Annotated in this window: 21 protein-coding genes; 11 read left to right on the top strand and 10 right to left on the bottom strand. The window is 70.6% G+C overall.

The window, feature by feature from the left end:
- The first annotated feature begins 16 nt into the window (after positions 1-16).
- Entirely contained in the window at positions 17-406 is a 390-nt protein-coding gene (locus BZZ08_RS01540) for a hypothetical protein (RefSeq protein ID WP_198601213.1), read from the top strand.
- On the opposite strand, the gene BZZ08_RS01535 is transcribed toward BZZ08_RS01540, so the two are convergent.
- The 3 genes from BZZ08_RS01535 to BZZ08_RS01525 form a co-directional block, all read right to left on the bottom strand.
- Positions 343-999 (bottom strand): GrpB family protein, encoded by a 657-nt coding sequence (locus BZZ08_RS01535; RefSeq protein ID WP_241965314.1) that lies wholly within the window; start codon positions 997-999, stop codon positions 343-345. The genes BZZ08_RS01540 and BZZ08_RS01535 overlap by 64 nt on opposite strands.
- Positions 1,000-1,307: 308 nt before the next feature.
- Positions 1,308-1,679, bottom strand: a complete 372-nt coding sequence (locus tag BZZ08_RS01530; protein WP_104630267.1) for a hypothetical protein — start codon at positions 1,677-1,679, stop codon at positions 1,308-1,310.
- A 143-nt stretch (positions 1,680-1,822) separates the two neighbouring features.
- A complete protein-coding gene (locus BZZ08_RS01525; RefSeq protein ID WP_104630266.1) occupies positions 1,823-2,728 on the bottom strand; it encodes a helix-turn-helix domain-containing protein in 906 nt (301 codons plus the stop codon).
- Positions 2,729-2,863: 135 nt separating this feature from the next.
- Here BZZ08_RS01525 and BZZ08_RS01520 point away from each other — a divergent pair, with 135 nt between their 5' ends.
- Together BZZ08_RS01520 and BZZ08_RS01515 are read left to right on the top strand one after the other, a co-directional pair.
- Positions 2,864-4,090, top strand: coding sequence for an MFS transporter (locus BZZ08_RS01520; RefSeq protein WP_241965313.1), 1,227 nt, complete (start codon positions 2,864-2,866; stop codon positions 4,088-4,090).
- A gap of 240 nt (positions 4,091-4,330) precedes the next feature.
- Positions 4,331-5,458, top strand: a complete 1,128-nt coding sequence (locus BZZ08_RS01515; protein ID WP_241965312.1) for an alpha/beta hydrolase — start codon at positions 4,331-4,333, stop codon at positions 5,456-5,458.
- Between the two features lie 103 nt (positions 5,459-5,561).
- On the opposite strand, the gene BZZ08_RS01510 is transcribed toward BZZ08_RS01515, so the two are convergent.
- Together BZZ08_RS01510 and BZZ08_RS01500 are read right to left on the bottom strand one after the other, a co-directional pair.
- Entirely contained in the window at positions 5,562-5,909 is a 348-nt protein-coding gene (locus tag BZZ08_RS01510; protein ID WP_104630265.1) for a hypothetical protein, read from the bottom strand.
- A gap of 435 nt (positions 5,910-6,344) precedes the next feature.
- A complete protein-coding gene (locus BZZ08_RS01500) occupies positions 6,345-6,968 on the bottom strand; it encodes a hypothetical protein (RefSeq protein ID WP_104630264.1) in 624 nt (207 codons plus the stop codon).
- A gap of 231 nt (positions 6,969-7,199) precedes the next feature.
- Between BZZ08_RS01500 and BZZ08_RS01495 the strand changes: the two genes are divergently transcribed.
- Positions 7,200-8,669, top strand: a complete 1,470-nt coding sequence (locus BZZ08_RS01495; protein ID WP_241965311.1) for a transcriptional regulator — start codon at positions 7,200-7,202, stop codon at positions 8,667-8,669.
- Positions 8,670-8,760: 91 nt separating this feature from the next.
- Here BZZ08_RS01495 and BZZ08_RS01490 read toward each other — a convergent pair whose 3' ends face one another.
- The gene (locus BZZ08_RS01490) at positions 8,761-9,192 is read right to left on the bottom strand and encodes a DUF6281 family protein (protein WP_104630263.1); all 432 of its coding nucleotides are present in this window, start codon (positions 9,190-9,192) and stop codon (positions 8,761-8,763) included.
- 312 nt (positions 9,193-9,504) lie between these two features.
- Here BZZ08_RS01490 and BZZ08_RS01485 point away from each other — a divergent pair, with 312 nt between their 5' ends.
- From BZZ08_RS01485 to BZZ08_RS01475, 3 genes are all read left to right on the top strand, one after another.
- Complete coding sequence (locus tag BZZ08_RS01485) at positions 9,505-9,642, top strand: hypothetical protein (RefSeq protein WP_241965310.1); 138 nt, start codon at positions 9,505-9,507, stop codon at positions 9,640-9,642.
- A gap of 258 nt (positions 9,643-9,900) precedes the next feature.
- Positions 9,901-11,046, top strand: coding sequence for a methyltransferase (locus BZZ08_RS01480; RefSeq protein ID WP_104630262.1), 1,146 nt, complete (start codon positions 9,901-9,903; stop codon positions 11,044-11,046).
- 145 nt (positions 11,047-11,191) lie between these two features.
- On the top strand, positions 11,192-12,142 hold the full coding sequence (locus BZZ08_RS01475) for an SDR family NAD(P)-dependent oxidoreductase (protein ID WP_104630261.1): 951 nt from the start codon (positions 11,192-11,194) through the stop codon (positions 12,140-12,142).
- Between the two features lie 165 nt (positions 12,143-12,307).
- On the opposite strand, the gene BZZ08_RS01470 is transcribed toward BZZ08_RS01475, so the two are convergent.
- Positions 12,308-13,618: a phytase gene (locus BZZ08_RS01470; protein ID WP_104630260.1), complete on the bottom strand. Its 1,311-nt coding sequence runs from the start codon at positions 13,616-13,618 to the stop codon at positions 12,308-12,310.
- 246 nt (positions 13,619-13,864) lie between these two features.
- On the opposite strand from BZZ08_RS01470, the gene BZZ08_RS01465 reads away from it, so the two are divergent.
- From BZZ08_RS01465 to BZZ08_RS01455, 3 genes are all read left to right on the top strand, one after another.
- A complete protein-coding gene (locus tag BZZ08_RS01465; protein ID WP_241965309.1) occupies positions 13,865-14,257 on the top strand; it encodes a GIY-YIG nuclease family protein in 393 nt (130 codons plus the stop codon).
- Positions 14,258-14,374: 117 nt separating this feature from the next.
- Positions 14,375-15,235 (top strand): metalloregulator ArsR/SmtB family transcription factor, encoded by an 861-nt coding sequence (locus tag BZZ08_RS01460; protein ID WP_104630259.1) that lies wholly within the window; start codon positions 14,375-14,377, stop codon positions 15,233-15,235.
- A 35-nt stretch (positions 15,236-15,270) separates the two neighbouring features.
- Positions 15,271-15,831, top strand: coding sequence for a dihydrofolate reductase family protein (locus BZZ08_RS01455; protein WP_104630367.1), 561 nt, complete (start codon positions 15,271-15,273; stop codon positions 15,829-15,831).
- A gap of 102 nt (positions 15,832-15,933) precedes the next feature.
- Here the strand turns inward: BZZ08_RS01455 and BZZ08_RS01450 are convergent, their stop codons facing one another.
- Complete coding sequence (locus BZZ08_RS01450) at positions 15,934-16,794, bottom strand: MerR family transcriptional regulator (RefSeq protein ID WP_104630258.1); 861 nt, start codon at positions 16,792-16,794, stop codon at positions 15,934-15,936.
- A gap of 360 nt (positions 16,795-17,154) precedes the next feature.
- On the opposite strand from BZZ08_RS01450, the gene BZZ08_RS01445 reads away from it, so the two are divergent.
- Positions 17,155-18,219, top strand: a complete 1,065-nt coding sequence (locus BZZ08_RS01445; RefSeq protein ID WP_104630257.1) for a LacI family DNA-binding transcriptional regulator — start codon at positions 17,155-17,157, stop codon at positions 18,217-18,219.
- A 28-nt stretch (positions 18,220-18,247) separates the two neighbouring features.
- Here BZZ08_RS01445 and BZZ08_RS01440 read toward each other — a convergent pair whose 3' ends face one another.
- The gene (locus tag BZZ08_RS01440) at positions 18,248-19,606 is read right to left on the bottom strand and encodes a glycoside hydrolase family 32 protein (protein ID WP_104630256.1); all 1,359 of its coding nucleotides are present in this window, start codon (positions 19,604-19,606) and stop codon (positions 18,248-18,250) included.
- Positions 19,603-20,457, bottom strand: coding sequence for a carbohydrate ABC transporter permease (locus BZZ08_RS01435; RefSeq protein ID WP_104630255.1), 855 nt, complete (start codon positions 20,455-20,457; stop codon positions 19,603-19,605). Before BZZ08_RS01435 ends, BZZ08_RS01440 begins: the two co-directional genes overlap by 4 nt.
- Positions 20,458-20,466 lie beyond the last annotated feature (9 nt).

Genomic DNA, 20,466 nt, shown 5'->3' with positions numbered 1-20,466 from the left:
CCACCAGGAGGAAGCAGTGTCATACCCGCCGCGGCTCACCCCCGAGGAGAAGCTTGCCGCCGCGAAGCAGCTGTTGAGTCTCCCGCGTATCGTCGTGATCTGCGGCTCCACCCGCTTCATGACCGAGATGAACGAGGCCGATCTGCGGGAGACCAAAGCCGGAAGGATCGTCGTCAAACCGGGCTGCGACATGAAGTCGCCGCACGCGCTTTGGTCCGATCCTGTCGAGGCCGAGGCGCTGAAGGTTCGACTCGACGATCTGCACCGGGCGAAGATCCGCCTCGCTGATGAGGTGCTCGTGGTCGGCGACTACATCGGAGACAGCACCCGAGCCGAAATCGTCTACGCCCGGTCGCTGGGCAAGCCCGTGCGGTTCACGCACCCCGAAGTCGACCCTGACGCCTGACCGTCCGCCTCCACGTCAAGAGGCTGGCCGTGAACCAGGAACGGGAGCGGCCTGGACGAATCCCGGTGCGCGACGCGTCGGCTGCGCGCACGTGCCTTGATTTCTTCGATCACTCCGGTCTTGGCATCGGCGTAGGCGTTCATGTCGGCCCATTCGCGTGTCATCAAATCGCGCTTGGTGCTCTCGTAGAGCTGCCGATCCGTCTCATTGGCCCGCAGGTGGTCTCGAAGTAGCAGGTAGTCGTCGATGGCTGGGTCTGCGTCTTCGAGGAGGTGCAGGTGCAGGTCCCGCGATTCGGTGCGCAGCAGGCGGTGGCCGGGCTCTCGGACACGTAGGACGTATCCACAGGCGAGCAAAGGGTCGAGGTACTCCTCCTCCGCGGTGATGTCGCGGACCGCCACGACGATGTCGATGATCGGTTTCGCGGCCAGCCCGGGGACCGCGGTCGACCCGATGTGCTCGACGGCCAACGCCGTGTCTCCCAGCGCGTTCCGGATCCGAGCTTCGTGAGAGGCGTATCGGCCCGCCCACGCAGCGTCGTGCGGCACCAGGTACAGCTCGCGCTTCTCGACCCCTCCGACGAGCTCGGTCATGGTGACGTCGTCTCTTCGCCGGTGGTGGTGCGCGTCAGCCGTATTCACCCGCCACATGCTACCGAGCACGCCACCGCCCTTGGGTTCCGCAACCTCGCCTGATGGTGGGCAGCGCGAGTACGTGTGCACGGACGGTTACCCATGCTTCGAATTCACACACTCTCGGTGACGAGAACTGCCGGGGTGCCGTCCGTACATTCCCTTGTCGGGCGTGTTGCCGCTGGTTGCGGCGGCGCTGGTCGTCCGGGTACGGCGACGATCCAGCACCGTTGTTGCGGTACGCCACGGGTGTGCGGCCGATCGAGGAATCAGGGGATCATCACGCAGTGGTTCTCGATGACCCGACCACCACGGTCGAGACCGCCGCAAACGGCCAGCCTCGGATAAGCCCTGATCTCCTGATTGACGACGAACCGCCAGCGCGAGACGTTCGCCTTGCTCCCCCGGTAGTCGCCGACGAACGCACGCAACGTCCCCGGCAGGCCGTCCCGCGTGGTGACGGTGATGTCCTGGACGTAGTCACGGCCCTGGTAAGCAGTGGCGACGCAGATGTAGGTGCCGCAGGTGGACTTCACTTCGGCACTTGCCGGCGCTGCGGTCACCAGCAGCAAGCCGATGACGGCACCGAAGGCAACCGTGACCGTGGAGATTCGCAACCGTGCCCTACGAGCTTTGGCCATAAGCCTCTCCTGTTCGCGTGCACTGAATCACCTTCTGGTGACACACTGTGCCGGGCCGGCTTCAAGGCACGCAAGACAGACGCCCGTTCGATGCGTGACCAGGGCCGGGCCCCAGGCCCTAGTCGCAGGACGGTGATGGAGGGTCAGCCGAGTTGGTCGGTGGGCAGTGTCGTCTGGGCGCGGGTCGCCGCCAGGCTGGCGAGGAGCCTGAGATGGTCTTCGGAGGCGCTGCCCGGTTCGGCGGTGTAGAGGCTCAGGTCGTGCACAACTCGCTGGGGCACGGGCAGGTCCAGGGACTGGTAGGTCAGCTCGAGGAGGCCGGCCTTCGGGTGCTGCAGCCGTTTGACGCCTTCGTGGCGGATGCGGACGTCGTGCGCGGCCCACAGGGTGCGGAAATCGGCGCTGAGGGTGGACAGTTCGCCGATCAGCTCGCGCAGGGCCCGGTCATGCGGTTCACGCCCGGCCTCAGCACGCAGCAGAGCGACGGTGGCGGTGGCACCGGCGTCCCAGTCGACGAAGAAGTCGTGTGAGCCGGGATCGAGGAAATGGTAGCGGGCGAAGTTGGCGCGGCCTCGCTTGTCGGCGGTGGGGCTGTCGAACATCGGTGCGTGCAAGGCCCTGGCGAGCGCGTTGTGGGCGATGACGTCCAGGCGGCCGTTGCGTACGAAGGCGGCGGACATCGTGATGGAGTCGAGCAGCCACTGGATGCGGGGCGGGACTTCGACGTCCCGGCGGCGGGACGTCGTGCGCCGGGCTGGTTTGGCCGCGCGGGCCAGGTCGAACAGGTAAGTGCGCTCGTCCTCGTCCAGTTGCAGGGCCTGGGCGACGGCGGCAAGGACGTCTTCGGAGACGCCGCTGATGTGGCCCTTCTCCAGGCGGGTGTACCACTCGGTGCTGACGCCGGCGAGCACGGCGACTTCTTCCCGCCGCAGCCCGGGAACCCGGCGCCGGGCGCTGGTGGGCAGCCCGGCCTGCTCCGGGGTGATCTTCGCGCGGCGGCTGGCGAGAAAGTCCCGGATCTCTGTGCGGTGGTCGCCGTGGTGGTCCATGCGTTCCACCGTAGCCAAGGGGGCGCGGGGAGGGAGGTTGAGCTTGTACCCCCTATAGACACGACCTTCTCCACCTGCGGAGATGCCGGTCTCCTGGGACACGTACCCCGATCACGACACCCATGGAGAGCAACCTTGAGTACGCGAGGAGGAACCCTCCACGCCCCCGCCGGAGCACGGGCTGAGCAGCCTCAGCAGGCAGTGCCCTCCCGGCTTCCGCTCGTCGTGTACGTGCTCGCGCTGGGCACGTTCCTGATGGGCACCACCGAGTTCGTCGTGGCCGGTCTGCTGCCCGAGATCGCGGGAGACCTGCAGGTCAGCGTCGCCCAGACCGGTCTGATGATCACTGTCTTCGCCATCGGAATGATCGTCGGCGCTCCGTTGATGGCGATGCTCACGTTGCGGCTGCCCAAACGGCTGACACTGATGCTCGCCCTGGGCATCTTCGCCGCGGGGCACGTCATCGTCGCCCTCAGCACGAACTTCACCCTGGTCCTGGCGGCACGCTTCCTGACCGCGATCGCCACCGGCGCCTTCTGGGCCGTGGCCAATGTGGCCGCCGCACACGCCGCGGGCCTCGCCGCCAGTTCCCGCGCCCTGGGCCTGGTCGGCGCCGGAGCCATGCTCGCCAACGTCGTCGGCGTGCCGCTGGGCGCGTTCGCCGGGCAGCTCGTCGGCTGGCGCGGACCGTTCTGGGCCCTTGCCGCCCTCTCCGCGGCGGCCATCGCGCTCATCGCCCGCACCGTCCCTCATGAGGGTGGCGATCAGCAGGCGGTATCGATCCGCTCGGAGCTGACCGCTCTGCGCTCCGGCCGCCTCTGGCTGGTACTGGCGGCCTGCGCCACCACGACCGGCGGTGTGCTGGCGGCGTACTCCTACATCTCGCCGCTGCTGACCGACCGGTCGGGCATCGCCTCCGGGATCGTGCCGCTGGTCCTGGTCGGGTTCGGCCTCGGCGCCCTGGCCGGGTCGCTCGTCGGTGGCCGTCTGGGCGACCGCCGACCGCACACGGTGACCATCGCGGCCGCCGCGGGAGCAACGCTCCTGCTCCTGGCGATCTCCCTGCTGGCCGGCTACACCGCCCCCACCATCGTTCTGGTCGCCCTGCTGGGCTTCTTCGGCCTCGGCGCCAACCCGGTGCTGATGTCTCTGGCCGTCCGCTTCGCCCGCCAGGCGCCCGTCCTTGCCTCCGCCCTGACCGTCTCGGCCTTCAACCTCGGCACCGCCATCGGCTCCTGGATCGCCGGCCTCACTCTCGACACTTCGCTCGGGACCACCGGCCCCGCCATGGTCGGCACCGCCGTCGCCGCCCTTACCTTGATCCCCACCACCGCCATCGCTCTCCGTCAGCGACGCCGCTAACCGCACGGGAGGCCGGAGGTGAGCCATCGCGGTGGTGATGCACATCAACACCCTGTCCGGGAGGTGTTGGTGCGCCCTCCACGCCAGGTCGCACGCCCCGCAGGTGGGGGGGTTGCGCTTGCACCCCCCATAAGCCCGACCTGCCACAGCGGGCGCAGAAGCGATTCCCTGGATGCGCGCCTCGGTCAACCCCATCGACCGTCGTGCCTTCCCCCACCCATCGAATATGAGGTTCACTCCATGGAACGTCGCAAAGCGCTCGGACTGATCGCCGCCACCGGCGCCGCCACCACCGCCTCCTTCACGGGCGTGCCCGCCTTCGGTGCGGAGACCGGCCGCGCCGCGGGCGCCGCTGGACAGGGCAGGACCAGGGGCATGGGCGGCTACACCTTCACTCTGGACCGGAACGTCAGGCGGACCTCCGTGCGGTTCGAGAACCGGTACGGCATCGAGGTCGCCGCGGACCTCTACGTGCCGAAGAACACCGGGGGCAGGCTGCCCGCCCTGGTGGTCAGCGGTCCGTTCGGCGCGGTCAAGGAACAGTCCTCGGGGCTCTACGCCAACGAGTTCGCCCGCCGCGGCTACGTCGCCCTCGCCTTCGACCCCTCTTTCACCGGGGAGAGCGGTGGCAGGGTGCGCGATGTGGCCTCGCCCGACATCTTCACCGAGGACTTCAGCTCCGCCGTGGACTTCCTCGGCCTGCAGAAGATCGTCGACCGCGAACGGATCGGCGTGCAGGGCATCTGCGGCCTGAGCGGCATGGCGCTCACCGCGGCGGCCGCGGACAGCCGTATCAAGGCGGTCGCCACGGCCTCGATGTACGACATGTCCCGCAGCATGTCCCGCGGCCACGAGGACTACTACACGCGTGAGCAGCGCCAGAAGATCGTGGACCACCTCAGCCGGCAGCGCTGGATCGACGCCGAGAACGGCACCTTCGCGCGCGGATCCCACGAGATCCCCTTCGACAAGGACGGCGATGTCGCCCCCTCGCACCGCGTGCTGCCCAAGACCCTCCCGGCGGACGCCGACCCGATCACGAAGATCTTCTTCGACTACTACCGCACCGAGCGCGGCTACCACCCGCGCTCCATCAACTCCACCACGGCGTGGACCGCAACAACGCCGATGTCGTTCTTCGCCTTCCGGCAGATGACGAACATCGATCTGCTGGCGCCCCGCAAGGCCCTTCTGGTGGCCGGCGCCGACGCGCACTCCCGCTACTACTCCGAGGATGTGCAGGCGATGGCCCGCGACACCGCCGATCTCCTGATCATTCCGGGCGCGGACCACGTCGACCTGTACGACCGCAGGGAACTCATTCCGTTCGACAGGCTCGACGCGTTCTTCACCGGGAATCTCGCCTGATCAGGAGCCAGGAGAGTTCCCGCCCGTCTGAGCCCGCGGGCGGGAAATTGCCCCAGGGCAAAAGTGGTTACGCGGTTTGCCGGGGCTCAGGGTTTGCTGGGGCTCAGGTACGAAGGGACAAGTAGTAGTCGCCGACCCCGGACAGGTAGCCGGGGTCGGCCGTCTCGCTGTCGGTGGCAAAACGGGGAGCGGCTTTGATCTCGTCCCGGGACGGTGCGACGTGCACCTTCTGCGCCTCGGTGTCGATGCCGGTGACGGCGCCGGCCGGGATCAGGACGCTTCTGCCGAACTTCCACACTCCGGTGTCGACGACGAGGTGCTGCATGCCGGGCTGGTCCTGCTGACGGTCCACGTGTCCGATGACGCCGTCGGCGGCCTCCACTGTGAAGCCCACCAACGACTGCTGGGCCCCGTACCCGATCTCCGGCGCGTACATCCAGACACTTCCCATTGGGTCGCTCTCCTGTCCTCGGCAACCTGAGTTGCGGTCCTTCTCAGCCTCTGTGCTTCCCCCTTCTCCCCCTCTTCCCCGGCACCTGCGGGACAACCAAGGGGAAACACGAGGGGATACAGCGCGACAGACCGCGACAGGCTTGTTCGATTGTCCGGAGCGGTGGTGTACGGCGCACGTACGGCGTCAGGCTGCTCCAACCAGGGCTCATGCCAGTGCTGATCGGGCACTCCTGCTGATGTGCGGGCCGTTCACCGGTGATTGGCGTACCGAATACCGAGCGGAGCGCGACCACCGCATGTCCGCAGGGCAGCAGGGCAGCAGCTTTGTCTCTTGGCCGCGGACGCCGCCCCGGCCGGTCAGACGACCGGTACGGGGCCGTCCTCCCGACCCCCGTGGCGGGAGGACGGCCCGGTCCTTTCGGCGGCCGTCCGGTCAGTACAGCTTGTCGACGGCCGTGCTCGTGGTCTTCTTGAAGGCGGCCACGGGCGCGTTCTGGAAGTCGCCCATCTGTCCCCACTTGACGACGGTGACGGTCCTGCCGTCCCGCCCGACCGACAGCAGGGCGATGTCGGTGGCGCCCCAGGACGTCTCGGTGTGCAGGCCACGGACGCGGGCGCCCTCCTCGACCGGCAGCTTGCCGTAGTCGCGGCCCTCGGCCTCGACGTCGGGCGAGGACTCCTCGATGCGGTCCGCGCAGGTGCGGATCAGGTCGTCGTAGTGCTTCGCCAGGGCCTTGGCCTGGCCGGCTGAGCCCGTCACGACGGTCAACTGCACGGCGCTGGTGTCCAGGTCGGTCCAGAACTGCCGGTGCCGGTAATCGTAGGAAGGCACGCCCTCCGTGCTCACGCAGAGGCCGAGTTGCTCCGGGAACCCGTCGGTGACGGGCCCGGCGGTCCAGGTCGACGTCGGGTGCGGCGGCAACTGGGACGCCGACAGGAACGTGGGCGCGGCAGCCTTCGGCGCGGCGTCGGCGGCCGGTGCCGTGAGGGCCGTGGCCGCCGCGAGTCCGGCGACGGTGAGTGCGGTGAGCGCGCTTGTTCGGATGCGCAGCGACATGGGCGTTCCCCCGTGGGTGATGCGTGGACGTGGCTGCCGCGGAGAGCCGGCTGGTCGGCCCGGGCCTGGTCGGTGCGGCACCAAGAGCATCTGCGGTCACGGCGGCCGGGCGCAACAGCCGACGGCCGATCGGGCGGGGTGGAACCATCCCAGCCCGTCCGACGTGCAGGTACATGGGGTGCCTGGGATACCGTCCCGGGCCAGACGGGTCGTACGAGGACGGGTGGACCTGTGTCGGCACAGGAGGACGGCGACGGCATCGACGAGGTGGCCGGGTTCGCGGCGCTGCTGCGGGCGCTGAAGGAGCGCACGGACCGCAGCTACGGCTCGCTGGCCCGCCGTCTGGGCATGAACACCTCGACGCTGCACCGCTACTGCGCGGGCGACGCGGTACCGCTCGACTTCGCCCCCGTGGAACGCTTCGCGGCCCTGTGCGGGGCGACCTCGGAGCAACGCCTGGAACTTCACCGTCGTTGGCTCAGGGCAGTGGCGGCCCGCCGCCGGCCTCGTACGGCGGAGGCGGGGGTGAGCGCGGCCGGTGCCGCGGCGGTGGAAGCCGTGAACGACGCGGCGGACGGGCCGGACCCAGGGGTGGAGGACGGCACCGCACCGGACACGGCGCCGACAGCCGACGGCGGATCGGTGGCCCCGGCGGACTCCGCGCCGCAGGACACCAGCGACTCGGGCGCCGAAGCAGCCCGTGCGTCCGGACCGTCCTGGGCGACCGCGCCCCCGCGACCGCGCCGCCGCTGGCACCGCCGCAGACGTCTCGTGGTCGGGCTGGCCTCCGTCTGTGCCGTGCTCGCGACGCTCGGGACCCTGTCCGCGCTGCCGGACGGGCGGCGGTCGTCCGCCGACGGTTCTGTCCAGGTCGCCGGCCCTACGGCGTCCGGTACGGCGGAGGCCAGGTCGGCCGAGCGGCGGGGGGCCTCCCCCAGCCCGAGCGGCGCCCCCAGCTCCGACACCTCCGGCGCCTCCGGGACCTCGGCGCGGCCTTCGGGCTCCGCCACTGCGAAGAAGAAGCCGGGTGCCTCTCGCCCGCCCGGCGCGACATCCGCCTCCTCGCGCGGCGAACAGCCCGCCGGACTGCCACTCACCTGGTCCGTCAACTCACAGGCATGGAAGTTGGGTTGCGGTCACGACTACGTGATCGCCAAGCCGCCGAGCCAGGTCCCCCCTCCCCCCGCCCCGCAGGACGCGGCGCCCTGGGCGGCGACGCAGAGCGCGGTGCACGGCGGCGAGACGCTGGTGCAGTTCTCGGTGCAGGGGCGCAGCGACACGGCCGTCGTGCTGGAGGCGCTGCGCGTGCGCGTGGTCGGCCGCACGGCGCCGGCCGAGGGCAATGCCTATGCGATGGACCAGGGTTGCGGCGGCTCCATCACTCCCCGGTACTTCGCCGTGGACCTGGACAAGGACCGCCCCATCGCCCGCGCGGTCGCCGGGAACGACGCCGGCACGCCCATCCCGGCCGTGCGCATGCCCTACCGCGTCTCCGCGAAGGACCCCGAGGTGCTGCTGGTCACGGCCGGGACCAGCTCGTGCGACTGCCGCTGGTACCTGGAGCTGGACTGGTCCTCCCAGGGCCGCACGGGCACCGTCCGCATCGACGACGACGGCCGCCCGTTCCGCACCAGCGCCATCGAGGGCCTGCCCCGGTACATGTACGACACCCTCGGACGCCGGTGGGGGCACTACAACTGACCGGCTGCGCAACACCGTCGAACGGTGCATCAACCGCCGGAAGCAGTGGTGATACAGGCGTCTTCCTCGGGTCCGCACGCCTGATCCCACCCTAGCCTCGTGTCAGGGCCTTGATCTCTGGGGGCAGGCTGCCACCGGGTTGGACGGCGAGGAGCATGATCTCGTCCGAGGTGTACCGCATCGCGATGGCTACGCGGGGATCCAAGCCGTCGACGGCATAGGCCGTGCCCGGTTCGGGCCTTGCGGCATCGTCGTCGTGGCCCGGCGTGTCATCGCAGGGCGGGAACTCGGCGGGGCCAAGTGCTTCGCCCACAGTGAAGTCGACGTTGTCCACCTGCGTATAGGTGCGGCCCCCGTACAGGGCGGCGATCGCGCACGACCCTTCGGCCTCCCCGCCACCGCCCTGTGCCGTGCAGGCGGTCGTCAGCGCGGCCACGACCATGACCACGCCCGAGTACCAGGGCAGTTGCCGCTGCCGCGTCGACGTAGCGGCGTTGCGTCGGCTCGACATGCTGAATCGCATCAGTGGGCTCCTTCTGGAACGTGCGCTCCGTCTCACCGGGTGCCGCATGACCCAGGGGAGGTTCGGACCCCCGGGCGCGGCTCCCGATCAGTTCATGACCATGACGGAGCTTGAGGCGGACTGGTTCGTTCCGCTCTCGGTGACTGGCACATCTCGCCAGATGCACGCCGGCCGGGGCACCCTTTGCGGGCTCCGGCCGCCTGCCGGCCGAGCCGAGCGGGTGTCGGGTGTACGCCTCCCGTGGCGACTGGTGGAGCATGCTGATCATCGCCGTCCTGGAGAACGGCCCACTACGCCGAGGTCCCGCCGCGTGTGGAGTACGCCCTCGCCCCGCTCGGCCGCGGCCTGCGCGAGATCGTCATGCAGCTGATCGGCTGGGCCGCGGACCACCACGCGGAGATCCTCACCCACCGATCCCGGGTGGGCACCGCCGCTGCCTCGCCGCGCTGACCCGGCCCGACCGGAAGGTTTGGAACAACGGCAGCACCTGTGCGAGTCTGCTTGCCACTCCTCCGGAAGGTCTGACCCCGATGCTCGGCATGGTCGTCTGGGACATCCGCTCTCGCGCTTCGACGCCAGAGCGGTAACGACTCCCTGCTTCAACGCACACGCCTGTCACTGCTGTCATTCGGACGGGCGTGGGTTCGGTCTGCTCCTCGTCGAAGTGCTCTTCGTGCCCCTTGCACGTTCGACCACGAGGAGTACGTGGTGTCCACCATTCGCTGGACCGACGACCACACACACCAGACCGCCCGGTGGCATTCCGAGAACGCCAGCCCTCTTCCCCGGCAAACCGTCGTCGCCGACGACCGGGTGAAGGCCGACGACGCCTACCGTCTGGCCTGCGAGGGAACAGCCCTCCTCTGGCGGGGCGACTTCCACAACGCCCGGCAGCTGCTGCGAGCGATCGGCCGCCGTATCGACCGCAAAGCGCCCGGGTCGGGTTCTTCCCCGAGCGAGTCCTTCCACCTCTACCGGCGTCACAGCCGCCACCGCGCCCGAGTCCTCGGCAAGCTCCTGGTGCTGCTGGACGACGACTACACCCTGGCGTTGCGCCGGGCCCCCGATGTCCGCCAGGCCTGTCTGCAGGCCTACGGTGCGCCGAAGGGACCCACGGCCGTGTCCCTCAGGGAACTGCTGGGAGTGATCGGCGCCCACCAGTGGCGGGTGAAAGGGGTTGACGTGCCCGCGTTGGGTGCCCGTATCCACCCCCACTACGGCGTCTTCGCCCCGGTCAGAGGCGAGTACGTCGACCTGGTCGCCCACGCACCGCTGCCGTCGGCGATCCGGCACAGTCCCGCCACCGGTACGGCGTTCGATCTCGGCACCGGGACCGGAGTCCTGGCCGCGGTGCTGGCCCGCCGCGGAGTCAACCGTGTCGTGGCCACCGACATCAGCTCACGCGCCTTGACCTGCGCCAGGGAGAACACCCACAGGCTCGCGCTGGCCGACCGCATCGAGGTGTGCGGCCCCGGTCTGTTCCCCGAAGGCCGCGCCGACCTCGTCGTGTGCAATCCGCCATGGCTTCCCGCCCGACCGACCGGCCCCGTCGAACAGGGCGTCTACGACCCGGACGGCGCCATGCTCAGCGGCTTCCTCACCCGGCTCGCCGGCCACCTGCGGCCAGGTGGCGAGGGCTGGCTGGTCCTGTCCGACCTCGCAGAGCACCTCGGCCTTCGCCCACGACGGCAACTGCTGGACGCCGTCCACGCGGCAGGCCTCCGCGTAGTGGGCAGGATGGACACCAAGCCCCGGCACCCGCGCTCCAGGGACGCCACCGATCCACTCCACCTGGCACGCAGCGCCGAGACCACGTCCCTCTGGCGCCTGACGGCACGACCGGGGGCGGGGTAGGCAACGGGGCCTCGGAGGACAGGTGTCGGGAATCTGTCGGGCGACGGGCCTGATCTGTCGGCGATATGTCGGTGGCGGCTGCGATCTTGGGCGGGTTGGTGCTCGCCACGAGCACGCTGCCCCAGAGCGCAAGGAGCCTGTCACCGTGTCTTCCGTACCCCAGAGCCGATCGTGGGACGTTCACCGCTTGCCGTCCGCGGAGGGCAGGATCTTCCTGGTCACCGGGGGCAACGCCGGGATCGGCTACTTCGCCGCGGAGCAGCTCGCCGCCACCGGCGCCGTCGTCGTACTCGGCAGCCGGGACCGCGCGAAGGCCGACGCCGCCATGGCCTCGATCCGCTCGCGCGTCCCCGGCGCGCAGGTGCGGCATCTCCCACTGGACCTGGCCGACCTGACGTCCCTCAAGACCGCCGTGGACAGGCTGGACCTCGATCATCTCGACGCGGTGGCGTACAACGCAGGGGTCGCGCTCGACGACCCGCCGCGTCGGGAGACCGGGGACGGCCACGAGCTGATGTTCGGGACCAACCACCTCGGCCACTTCGCGCTGACCCAGTGGCTGGCCCCTTTGCTGTCCGCAGCGCCGGCGGGCCGCATCGTCACGGTGGGAAGTTTCGCGGCGCGGTCCGAGCGCCTGGACCTGGACGACCCGCAGTCGAGCCGGGACTACCGGCCCAAGCGCACCTACGGCCGGTCGAAGCTGGCGCAGATGTGCTTCGGCTTCGCACTCGACCGGCGCCTGCGGGCCGTCGGCAGCACGGTGCTCAGTGTGGTGGCCCACCCCGGCGGCGCACTGGACTCCCTCACCCCGTCCCGCCCGCCGGTACGCGTGACGACTGCCGGCGAACGGCTGCGCGCCGCGCCCGCTGGCCTCCTGGTGCAGGGCAAGGGCGCCGGAGCGTGGCCCGTCGTCCGTGCCGTCCTCGACTCGGGGGTGCGGGGAGGGGAGTTGTGGGGTCCACGGATCTTCGGCCTGCGTGGCACGCCGAGGCGTGAGCCCGTCCCGGCTCATATGGCCGATCCAGCTGTCGCTGCTCGTCTCTGGGCCGTCAGCGGTGAGCTGGCCGGCACCGATCCGCACCTCGGCTTCCGGTAGGCGGGCGCCGGGCCCGGGATGGCCGTCGGGGGGCCGGCTGCCATCCCGGGCCCGGCGGCGCGGAGGCGTTCGATGCCGTCGTGGCCGATGCGGGTCCGGCGGGTGGTCTCGATGCCGGTGAGCGGTCCCGGCGATCTGGTGCGCGGCGCCGAGTCCGATCGGCTGTCAGTCGTCGAGAGCCTCCAGGACGTCGGCGAGGTCGACGAACTTGAAGCCAGTGGCCTCGCGGTCACTGTCCTCCGGAGCCATGTGACCGTCCTGGACGACGAGCAGGCCGTTCGGGTACCGGCTGCCGAGAGGCTCGGCGAGTACGTCCGCGCCGTCGCACTCCTCGGAACCGTCCAGTGACTCGGACGCGGCACTCACCCGGAAGCCACCCTCGTACTCGTAGCCGTCGGACCGTTCGCGGTCGTAGGCGACGAAGGTGTCGTCGCCCTGGCTGGAGGTGAGCAGGTAGCCGTCCCCGTCGTCCTGCTTCAACAGGGTCAGGCCCTCGACGTCGGCGGACACGTGACTGCCGCCGAACCCGGGGCCGTCACCCGCCACGCACTCGTCGGACGCCTCGTCGTAGGTGGCCGGCACACCGTACTCGCGGACCCTGTCCTGAAGGACCGGCCTGCCCTTGAGGTCGGCCGGCAGCCGCCAGACACCCACATCCTCCTGCCCGGCGAAGAGCGTGCCGGTCTCCGGGTCGACGACCATGCCCTCGACCTGCGGGCCCTCGCCGGGCTCCCCGCAGGGGGACCACTTCGTGCCGTCGGGCATCGTGAAGGCGGCGGGCAGGTCCAGGGTGCGGACCTTCCGGTAGGACACCTTGCCGCCGCGCGTCGGGGTCAGCTCCAGCAGCGCGATGCGGGTGGTCGCGTTCTGGCTGACGAGCGCGTAGGACTTGCCGGTCGCGGAGTCGGTGTACGTGGCCAGGCCGTAGGCGGTGCTCTCCTCGTTGACCTCCTCCTGCGAGCCGGAGAAGATCCATGGCGCCGAGGCGTCGGTGACATCGGTGAGCGGGGCGTGCGGCCGGTCGCCGTCGACGCGGTAGACGCGCAGCTTGTCGCTGCCACGGTCGCTGACGACCGCCAGGTCCGTGGCGCCGGAACGCAAGGGCATCCCGTGCACCAGGTCGACGTTGTTGTAGCGGCCGGGAGCGTCGTCCGCTCCGGGCGCGGCGGGCGCGGGGACCGACTGCACCTGCCGGGCGTCGAGGTCGTAGACCCGCAGGCCGCCCTCCTTGGCCGTGGCGATGACGAGGCTCGCGTCCGGATCGGCGGAGTTGCGCCAGATCGCCGGATCGTCGGCGTTCGCGTTCCCGCCCTCGTCGTCGTCGAACAGCGCGGCGGTCTCGGCCCGGGGAACGACCTCGGGCGGTCCGGCGAGCGCCGAGGCATCCGCCGGGGGTACGGCCGCGACGGCGGCGGTGAACACCAGGGTCGCCGTCGCCGCGACGACACTGGAACGGCGTCGTGTGAACGCGTACACGCATGGTCTCCTTCGTCAGGAAGCGGACCAAGCCGACGCCGCATCCGACGTCGGGCTCGCGACCGCACCCACCACTGGGACGACGTCACATGATCGAGAACGCAGGCGGAGGGCGCGTATCACCTTGGCAACTCGCGGACGACGGATACATGGCCGAGGGGTGAAGGCCGCACGGGGCGCTCGGAGTCCGCCGCCGAGGCGGGGGGTTGTTTTGCTGCGCAGCAACTCGGTGACGACCTGCGTGCGGTGGACGCGCGCGAGGCCAACATCCGCGCCGGTTACGTGTACGTCATCTCCAACATCGGCGCGTTCGGGGAGCGCATGGTCAAGATCGGACTGACCCGGCGTCTCGACCCCATGGACCGGGTCAACGAACTCGGCGACGCCTCAGTGCCGTTCCGCTTCGACGTCCACGCGCTGATCTTCAGTGAGGACGCGGTGGGGCTGGAGCGGCGGCTGCACCAGGAGTTCGAAGACCGCCGCGTCAACCGGGTAAATCTGCGGCGCGAGTTCTTCTACACCACCCCCACCGAAGTCCGCACCGCACTGCAGCGCCTGGCCGGTCAACACCTCCTGGAGTTCACCGACACCGCGGAGGCGCCCGAATGGCGGGCCGGCCGAACACCCGCGTCCGGATGACAGGGCGCCCGGACCAGGAACGCGTCCGCGTGGCCCGGACCGGGGCGCGCTCGCTCCTCAGCCGAGCGACAAATTATTCCTTGACACGAATATTCGTTTCCAGGAATACTATTCTCCATGGACGCACTCCTCACCGCGCTGGCGGACCCGGTCCGCTGGCGGCTCGTGGAACTGCTGGCTGAGCGGCCCCGCCCCGTCGGGGTCCTTGCCCAGCTGGCCGGGGCACGTCAACCTCAGACGACCAAGCATCTGCAGACCCTGGAACGCGCCGGTGTCGTGGTCTCCGAACGCATCGGCCAGCGCCGCATCAACACGCTCAGGCCCGCCGCGCTGCGGGAGTTGGCGGCCGAGCTGAGCCGACTCGCCGACACCGCGGAGCAGGCGGGCGGGCCGGGCGCGACCCACGAGCACTACAGGGCCGGCATGCGAACCGAACGGCACGCCGCCACGCAGGCCGGGTGGGCCGACGGCCGCTCGTTCGGGTTTCACCGGCGGCTGGCGGACCGCCCCGAGCTGGTCTGGCGCCACCTGACCGAGCCCGCCCTGCTCGCCCGCTGGTGGAGCCCCGACGACCTGCACGTCTGCGAGCTGGTCTTCGAGGCTCGGCCCGGCGGACGGATCCTGCAGGTCTACCGCGATGCAGAGGACACGGACGGCCGCGACGCAACGGTTGGACGCGCCGAAGGGACCGTCGACGAGGTGCACCCTCATGAGCGCCTCGCCTACCGGCTCTCGCCCCTGCTTCCCGACGGCGCTCCGGCCTTCACCGCACACGTCGCCCTCACCTGCCGGCCCACCGGGACCGGCACGGACCTCGACGTCAGCTGGCGGATCACCGACAGCACGGTCGACTCGGCGGACTTCGTCGCGGGCATCGAGACCGGTTTCGGTCAGAGCCTCGACAAGCTCGCGGCGACCCTTACCGCAGACGCGCACGACAACGTCGACACCGACCCCACCACCGGGAGTACGAAGTGAGCCACCACGACAGCAGCCGCCGGATCGTCACCAACATGGCCCTCTCCCTCGACGGCCGCTACGCCGGTCGCGACCCTCTGGACATGAGCTGGGTGATGCCGTACGCCGTCACCGACGTCGCCCGGGACCACCTGACCACGCTCTGGCAGTCGGCCACGACCGCGCTCCTCGGTCGGGTCAACGCCGAGGGCTTCCTCGGTTTCTGGCCGACCGTCATCGGCATGGACGGTGCCGACCCGCGGGACGAGGGCTTCGCGAAGTGGCTCGTCGACACCGACAAGGTCGTTCTCTCGTCCACCCTCAGCCAGGCGCCCTGGGAGCGGACCACCCTGGTCGACAAGCCGGCCGCCGAGGCAGCCGCGGACCTCAGGAAGACCGAGGGCGGCGACATCCTCGTCCTGTCCAGCGCAAGCGTCATCCAGGCACTGCTGGCCGCCGACGAGGTCGACCGACTCGCCCTCACGATCTTCCCGGTCACCCTCGGCGACGGGCCGCGCCTCTTCGACGACGGTCTGCCGCGGGGAGGCTGGACGCTGGCCGGCCAAGCGGCCGGCGAGCACGGCACGCTCGCCCTCGTCTACGACCGCATCCGCTGAAGCCCGTCCGGCCGACCAGCAACGACCGTCAGGGGAAGCGGAATTACGCTCCCGCTACACCCGCCCGGGTCGCTCTTGGCGGGCCCTGGGGGCCGATGTCAGTCAGCAGGCCGGTGGGTTCGTGTCACCGTCCTGATCGGCCGAGTGAAGCAGTTCGATGACGCGTTCCTCGTACCGGATCCGGGCCGGGGAGAAGTCGTACGGCATCTTGCCGAGGGCCTCCATCGCGCTCATCCTCACCTCGTCCCCTTCCTCGCCGGCGTGCTCGTCCTCCCGGTCCAGAAGGACGTCGAGGGCCTCTTCCAGGCCGGATCCTTCGACGGCGGCTGCCAGGGCGGTCTCGTGATCACATCGCTGGGCGGCCAGGTCTTCGACGCGGCAGTCGTCAGGGGACACGGTGTCGTCCAGGGCCGTCTCGGCCTCGGCCAGTCGGTCCTCCTCGGCCCTCAGTTCGGGGTGGGTGGCCAGGACGATGAACCGGTTGGCTTGGCCGGCGGCGCCCAGAGGGCCGAAGATGCGCTCCGTGACCAGGAGGGTGTCGAGGTCGGCGGAGCGCAGGGCTCCGGGGGACCGCTCGCGCAGGAGGCCAGTGACCAGCGGTGAGAGCAGGCCCAGAGGGCTGCCCGCCTCCATAAGATGGTTCACGGCGGCCCGCTGGGCCTCGATGGCGGCCGCCTTTTCAGCGAGGGCCTCCTCCAGACGGGCCAGGGACAGCTCGATGTCCGTGGTGCCCTTGAAGGCGGCGTGGATGTCATCCAGGGAGATACCCGCATCGGCCATCCTGCGGATCCACAGCAGGCGGACCATGTCGTCGTATCCGTAGCGGCGGCGGTCGTCGCTGCCGCGTTCCGGTTCGGCGAGGAGCCCGATGGCGTGGTAGTGGCGGATGGCGCGGGGGGTGGTGCCGGCGAACGCGGCGGCATCGCCGATCTTGACCCGGCGGGGAATCGCAGGAAGGGGCATGCGGGGGAACCTCTCGATGTCGTGCTCGCCGCCTACTGGACCACATGCCGCTACGGCACATGCAATCCCCGTTTCCGCGATGTGCGGCTCCGCCGCGCGATGTCCACGACGAGCCGTCCGTCCGTCGCCACGCGTACGGTCTCCGCGGGGCCTGCTGGTCCAGGAGCCGCGCCGACCTCGGTGATCTCCGCCCGATGAGGGCCGAAGCCCCCTTCGGGACCCGGATGCACCGGTCCCGCCCTCGCTCCCCCGGCAGCTGCCCAGACCACCGGCGTACGGAGACGTCGGCACCGGACCTCTCCCGTTAGGCTGAGCAGCGATCAGCCGCACGGGCGGGGGAAGCAGAGGACAGCGGGTGCCATGACGAACGCAGAGGGCAAACCCACGACGGGAACCGGGCGTCCCACCTCACGGGACGTCGCCCGGCTCGCCGGCGTGTCGCACACCGCCGTCTCCTTCGTCTTCAACGGCCGCGCCGAGGGCAACCTCTCCCCCGCCACCCAGGAACGCATTCGGCTGGCCGCCGCTCAGCTCGGGTACCGGCCCGACCCCGTCGCCCGCGGCCTGCGCCGTCGGCGCACGGCCGTGATCGGGCTGGTCACCGACGAGATCGCGTCCTCCCCGTTCGCGGGCCGGCTGCTGCGCGGCGCGATGGAGACGGCCTGGGCCAGCGAACACCTCGTACTCACCATCGATTCCGGCGGCGACCGCGCCAAGGAGGACGCGGCCGTCGCCGAACTCCTGGACCGGCGCGTGGACGGCATCATCTATGCGGCCATGTCGTTGCGCCGGGTCCGCGTCCCCGAGGGACTGCACCGCACCCACTCCGTCCTTGCCAACTGCCTGCCCGAGGACGGCTCCCTGTCCGCCGTGGTTCCCGCCGAGCGGGCCGGCGGCCGTACGGCGGCCCGGCTGCTGCTCGACCACGGGCACCGCAGGATCGCCTACCTGGGGGGACTGGACGACATCGCGTCCGTGGAGCGGCTGGGCGGCTTCCGTGACGCGTTGCGCGCCGAGGGCGTCACCGTCCCCAAGGAGTGGGTGGTACGCACCGGCGGGGAGATCGCCGCCGGATACGAGGGCGCCATGCGGCTGTTCGACGAGGTGGAACCGGCCCGCCGTCCCACTGCCGTCTTCTGCTACAACGACCGGGTCGCGGCGGGCGTCCTGCACGCCGCGACCCGGCTCGGCGTCACCGTCCCCGCCGAGTTGTCGGTGATCGGTTATGACGACCAGGAGCACATGGCCGCCTTCCTCACGCCGTCCCTCACCACCATCGCGCTTCCGCACCGCGGGATGGGCGAGTCCGCCACCCGCCTCCTCCTCGACGCCATCACCACCGGCCGCACCCCACCGGCCAGGGTCCGCCGTCTGGCCTGCCCGGTGGTGACCCGGTCGTCGGTGGGTCCGGTCCCGACCGTGTAGGGGCGGGCGTGGCAACGGTGCCCGGTGCTCAGTTCAGGGTCGGTCCGACCAGCTCCCACGCGGCGACGGTGGCGTCGGCTCCCGTGACGGTCAGTCGGGGGGCGTCGCCGGGGCCGCGGTAGACCCGTTCGGTCACCACGGCCCGGTCGTCCGCGAACACCTCGTACAGCGAACCGTCGACGAGGACGCGGACGTTCAGCTCCGCGCCGCGCGCCACCCGGACCTCGACCGGCGCGGGCCGCCCGGCGCGCCGTACGGTCAGGGCCCCCGTCTCGGGGTCGATCCGGAGCGCCAGCCCCTCCCCCAGGCGGACCGTTGTGACCGTGCGGGCGGTGACCGTCAGGTCGTACGCGTCCGGCAGCCGTGTGCCGACGCACGGTTCGGTGACGAAGGGCTCCGGCGCCCGCAGCGTGTCCAGCTCCGGCGCGGGCAGGATCCGCAGGCTGCCGTCGGTGTGGACGTCGACGACACGTGGCGCGGTGAGCACGCCGGCCCAGCCGGCCCGCTCGGCCTCGCCCGGCTCGCGGGACTCCCAGGACCAGCCCCACATCAGGGCCCGTTCCGGCTCTTGCAGGAGGGCCGGCGCGTAGAAGTCACGACCGTGGTCCAGAGGGCCGCCGGTGCGGGCGGTGAACCGCAACCCGTGCTCCGGGGACGGTCCCAGACGGCCCGTCAGGTAGCCGGTCGCGCTCGGGTCGCCGTCCCACAGGGACACCACCAGCACCCAGTCCCCTCCCTGGGTCACCAGCGCTTGTGGGCACTCCCAGCCGACGGCCTGGTCGCCGAACGCGTCCACGGCCACCGGGTCGTCACCGTCCAGGAGCACACCCGCGAACCGCCAGTCCGCCAGGTCGTCGCAGTCGTACAGCAGGACCGAGGGCGTGCCGTCGGCGTGACCCGCGCCGACCAGGGCCCAGCGGCGGCCGACGTGCCGGAAGACGAACGGATCGCGGAACATCACCACGTCCAGGCCGGGCGGCGGGCCGGGTACAACGGGCTCGGGCAACGGCTTCCACTCGGTCAGCGCCGGGTCGCCCGGGTCGGCCGCACGGGCCAGGCAGATGGTGCCGAGGCCGGTGTGGTGGTGGTCGACGCCCGTGTACACCGCTGTCGGGACTCCGTCGTCGTCGACCACGCAGCCGGACCAGCAGCCCGCCTCGTCGGGCCCGCCGGGTGTCGGGGTGAGCGCGATCGGATGGTGCTGCCAGCGGGCCAGGTCCTGGCTGGAGGCGTGGCCCCAGTGGACGTCGGCGTGCACCGGCGCGTGCGGATTGTGCTGGTAGAAGAGGTGGTACCGGTCACCCCAGCGGAACGGACCGTTCGGGTCGTTGATCCAGTTGGCGGGCGGTCGGACCCGGAAGCGCGGCGCGTCGCTGTCGAGGCTCAACGGTTGACTCCTGCGGAGGTGATGCCCTCGCGGAGAGGGCGCTGGCCGACGACGAACACGGCGACGGCGGGGATCATGGACAGCACCACACCGGCGAGCACCACCGATACGGAGCCGGTGCCGAGGTTGCCCTGGAGGGAGACCAGCCCCAGGGGAAGGGTGTAGTTCTGGCCGGAGGTCTCCAGGATCAGCGGGCGGAAGAACTCGTTCCAGTGGTAGTTGAAGGCCAGTACGCCGACGATCGCGAGCCCGGGCGCCGCGAGCGGGGCGTACACCGAACGGAACACCCGCCACGGGCCCGCTCCGTCCAGCATCGCCGCCTCGCCCAGGTCTTTCGGCATACCCATGAAGTACTGGCGCATCAGGAAGGTGCCGAACGCGGTGGGGAACGCCGGAACGATCAGGCCGAGCAGGGTGTCGGTCAGCCCCATGGACTTCAGCACCAGGAACACCGGCACGATGGTGACCTGCAACGGCACCATCATGGTGGCCAGGACCAGGGCGAACAGCGGCTTCTTGAAGCGGAACTCCAGGCGGGCGAAGGCGTATCCGGCGAGTCCCGCGGTGATCATCTGCCCGACCGCGACGAGCGCCGTCACGAGCGTCGAGTTGAGGGCGAGCAGCCAGACGTCGATCTGCGCGAAGACTCCGCGGTAGGCCTCGCCGGTCGGTTGCGAGGGGATGATCTGCGGCGGCAGGTCGAACGACTCCGCCGGAGTGCGCAGCGAGGTGGAGACGGTCCAGATGACCGGGCCGAGGGTCAGCAGCGCGCAGACGGCCAGTCCGGCGATCCGCGCCCATGGGGCGAGGGAGTGACGCACCCGGCCGGTGGTCAGGGTCGTGTGGCTCATGGGACTCAC

Origin of the sequence: Streptomyces sp. MH60 (assembly GCF_002939385.1) — a bacterium.
Classification (GTDB): Bacteria; Actinomycetota; Actinomycetes; order Streptomycetales; family Streptomycetaceae; genus Streptomyces.
This window is presented reverse-complemented; position numbering and strand designations above follow the sequence as displayed.

Excerpts from the sequence above, each read along its gene's own strand:
- BZZ08_RS01490 (WP_104630263.1), bottom strand. The coding sequence starts at position 9,192 with ATGCGATTCAGCATGTCGAGCCGACGCAACGCCGCTACGTCGACGCGG.
- BZZ08_RS01460 (WP_104630259.1), top strand. The coding sequence starts at position 14,375 with ATGGACGCACTCCTCACCGCGCTGGCGGACCCGGTCCGCTGGCGGCTC.
- BZZ08_RS01515 (WP_241965312.1), top strand. The coding sequence starts at position 4,331 with ATGGAACGTCGCAAAGCGCTCGGACTGATCGCCGCCACCGGCGCCGCC.
- BZZ08_RS01500 (WP_104630264.1), bottom strand. The coding sequence starts at position 6,968 with ATGTCGCTGCGCATCCGAACAAGCGCGCTCACCGCACTCACCGTCGCC.
- BZZ08_RS01530 (WP_104630267.1), bottom strand. The coding sequence starts at position 1,679 with ATGGCCAAAGCTCGTAGGGCACGGTTGCGAATCTCCACGGTCACGGTT.
- BZZ08_RS01510 (WP_104630265.1), bottom strand. The coding sequence starts at position 5,909 with ATGGGAAGTGTCTGGATGTACGCGCCGGAGATCGGGTACGGGGCCCAG.
- BZZ08_RS01455 (WP_104630367.1), top strand. The coding sequence starts at position 15,271 with ATGGCCCTCTCCCTCGACGGCCGCTACGCCGGTCGCGACCCTCTGGAC.
- BZZ08_RS01450 (WP_104630258.1), bottom strand. The coding sequence starts at position 16,794 with ATGCCCCTTCCTGCGATTCCCCGCCGGGTCAAGATCGGCGATGCCGCC.
- BZZ08_RS01445 (WP_104630257.1), top strand. The coding sequence starts at position 17,155 with ATGACGAACGCAGAGGGCAAACCCACGACGGGAACCGGGCGTCCCACC.
- BZZ08_RS01435 (WP_104630255.1), bottom strand. The coding sequence starts at position 20,457 with ATGAGCCACACGACCCTGACCACCGGCCGGGTGCGTCACTCCCTCGCC.
- BZZ08_RS01535 (WP_241965314.1), bottom strand. The coding sequence starts at position 999 with ATGACCGAGCTCGTCGGAGGGGTCGAGAAGCGCGAGCTGTACCTGGTG.
- BZZ08_RS01525 (WP_104630266.1), bottom strand. The coding sequence starts at position 2,728 with ATGGACCACCACGGCGACCACCGCACAGAGATCCGGGACTTTCTCGCC.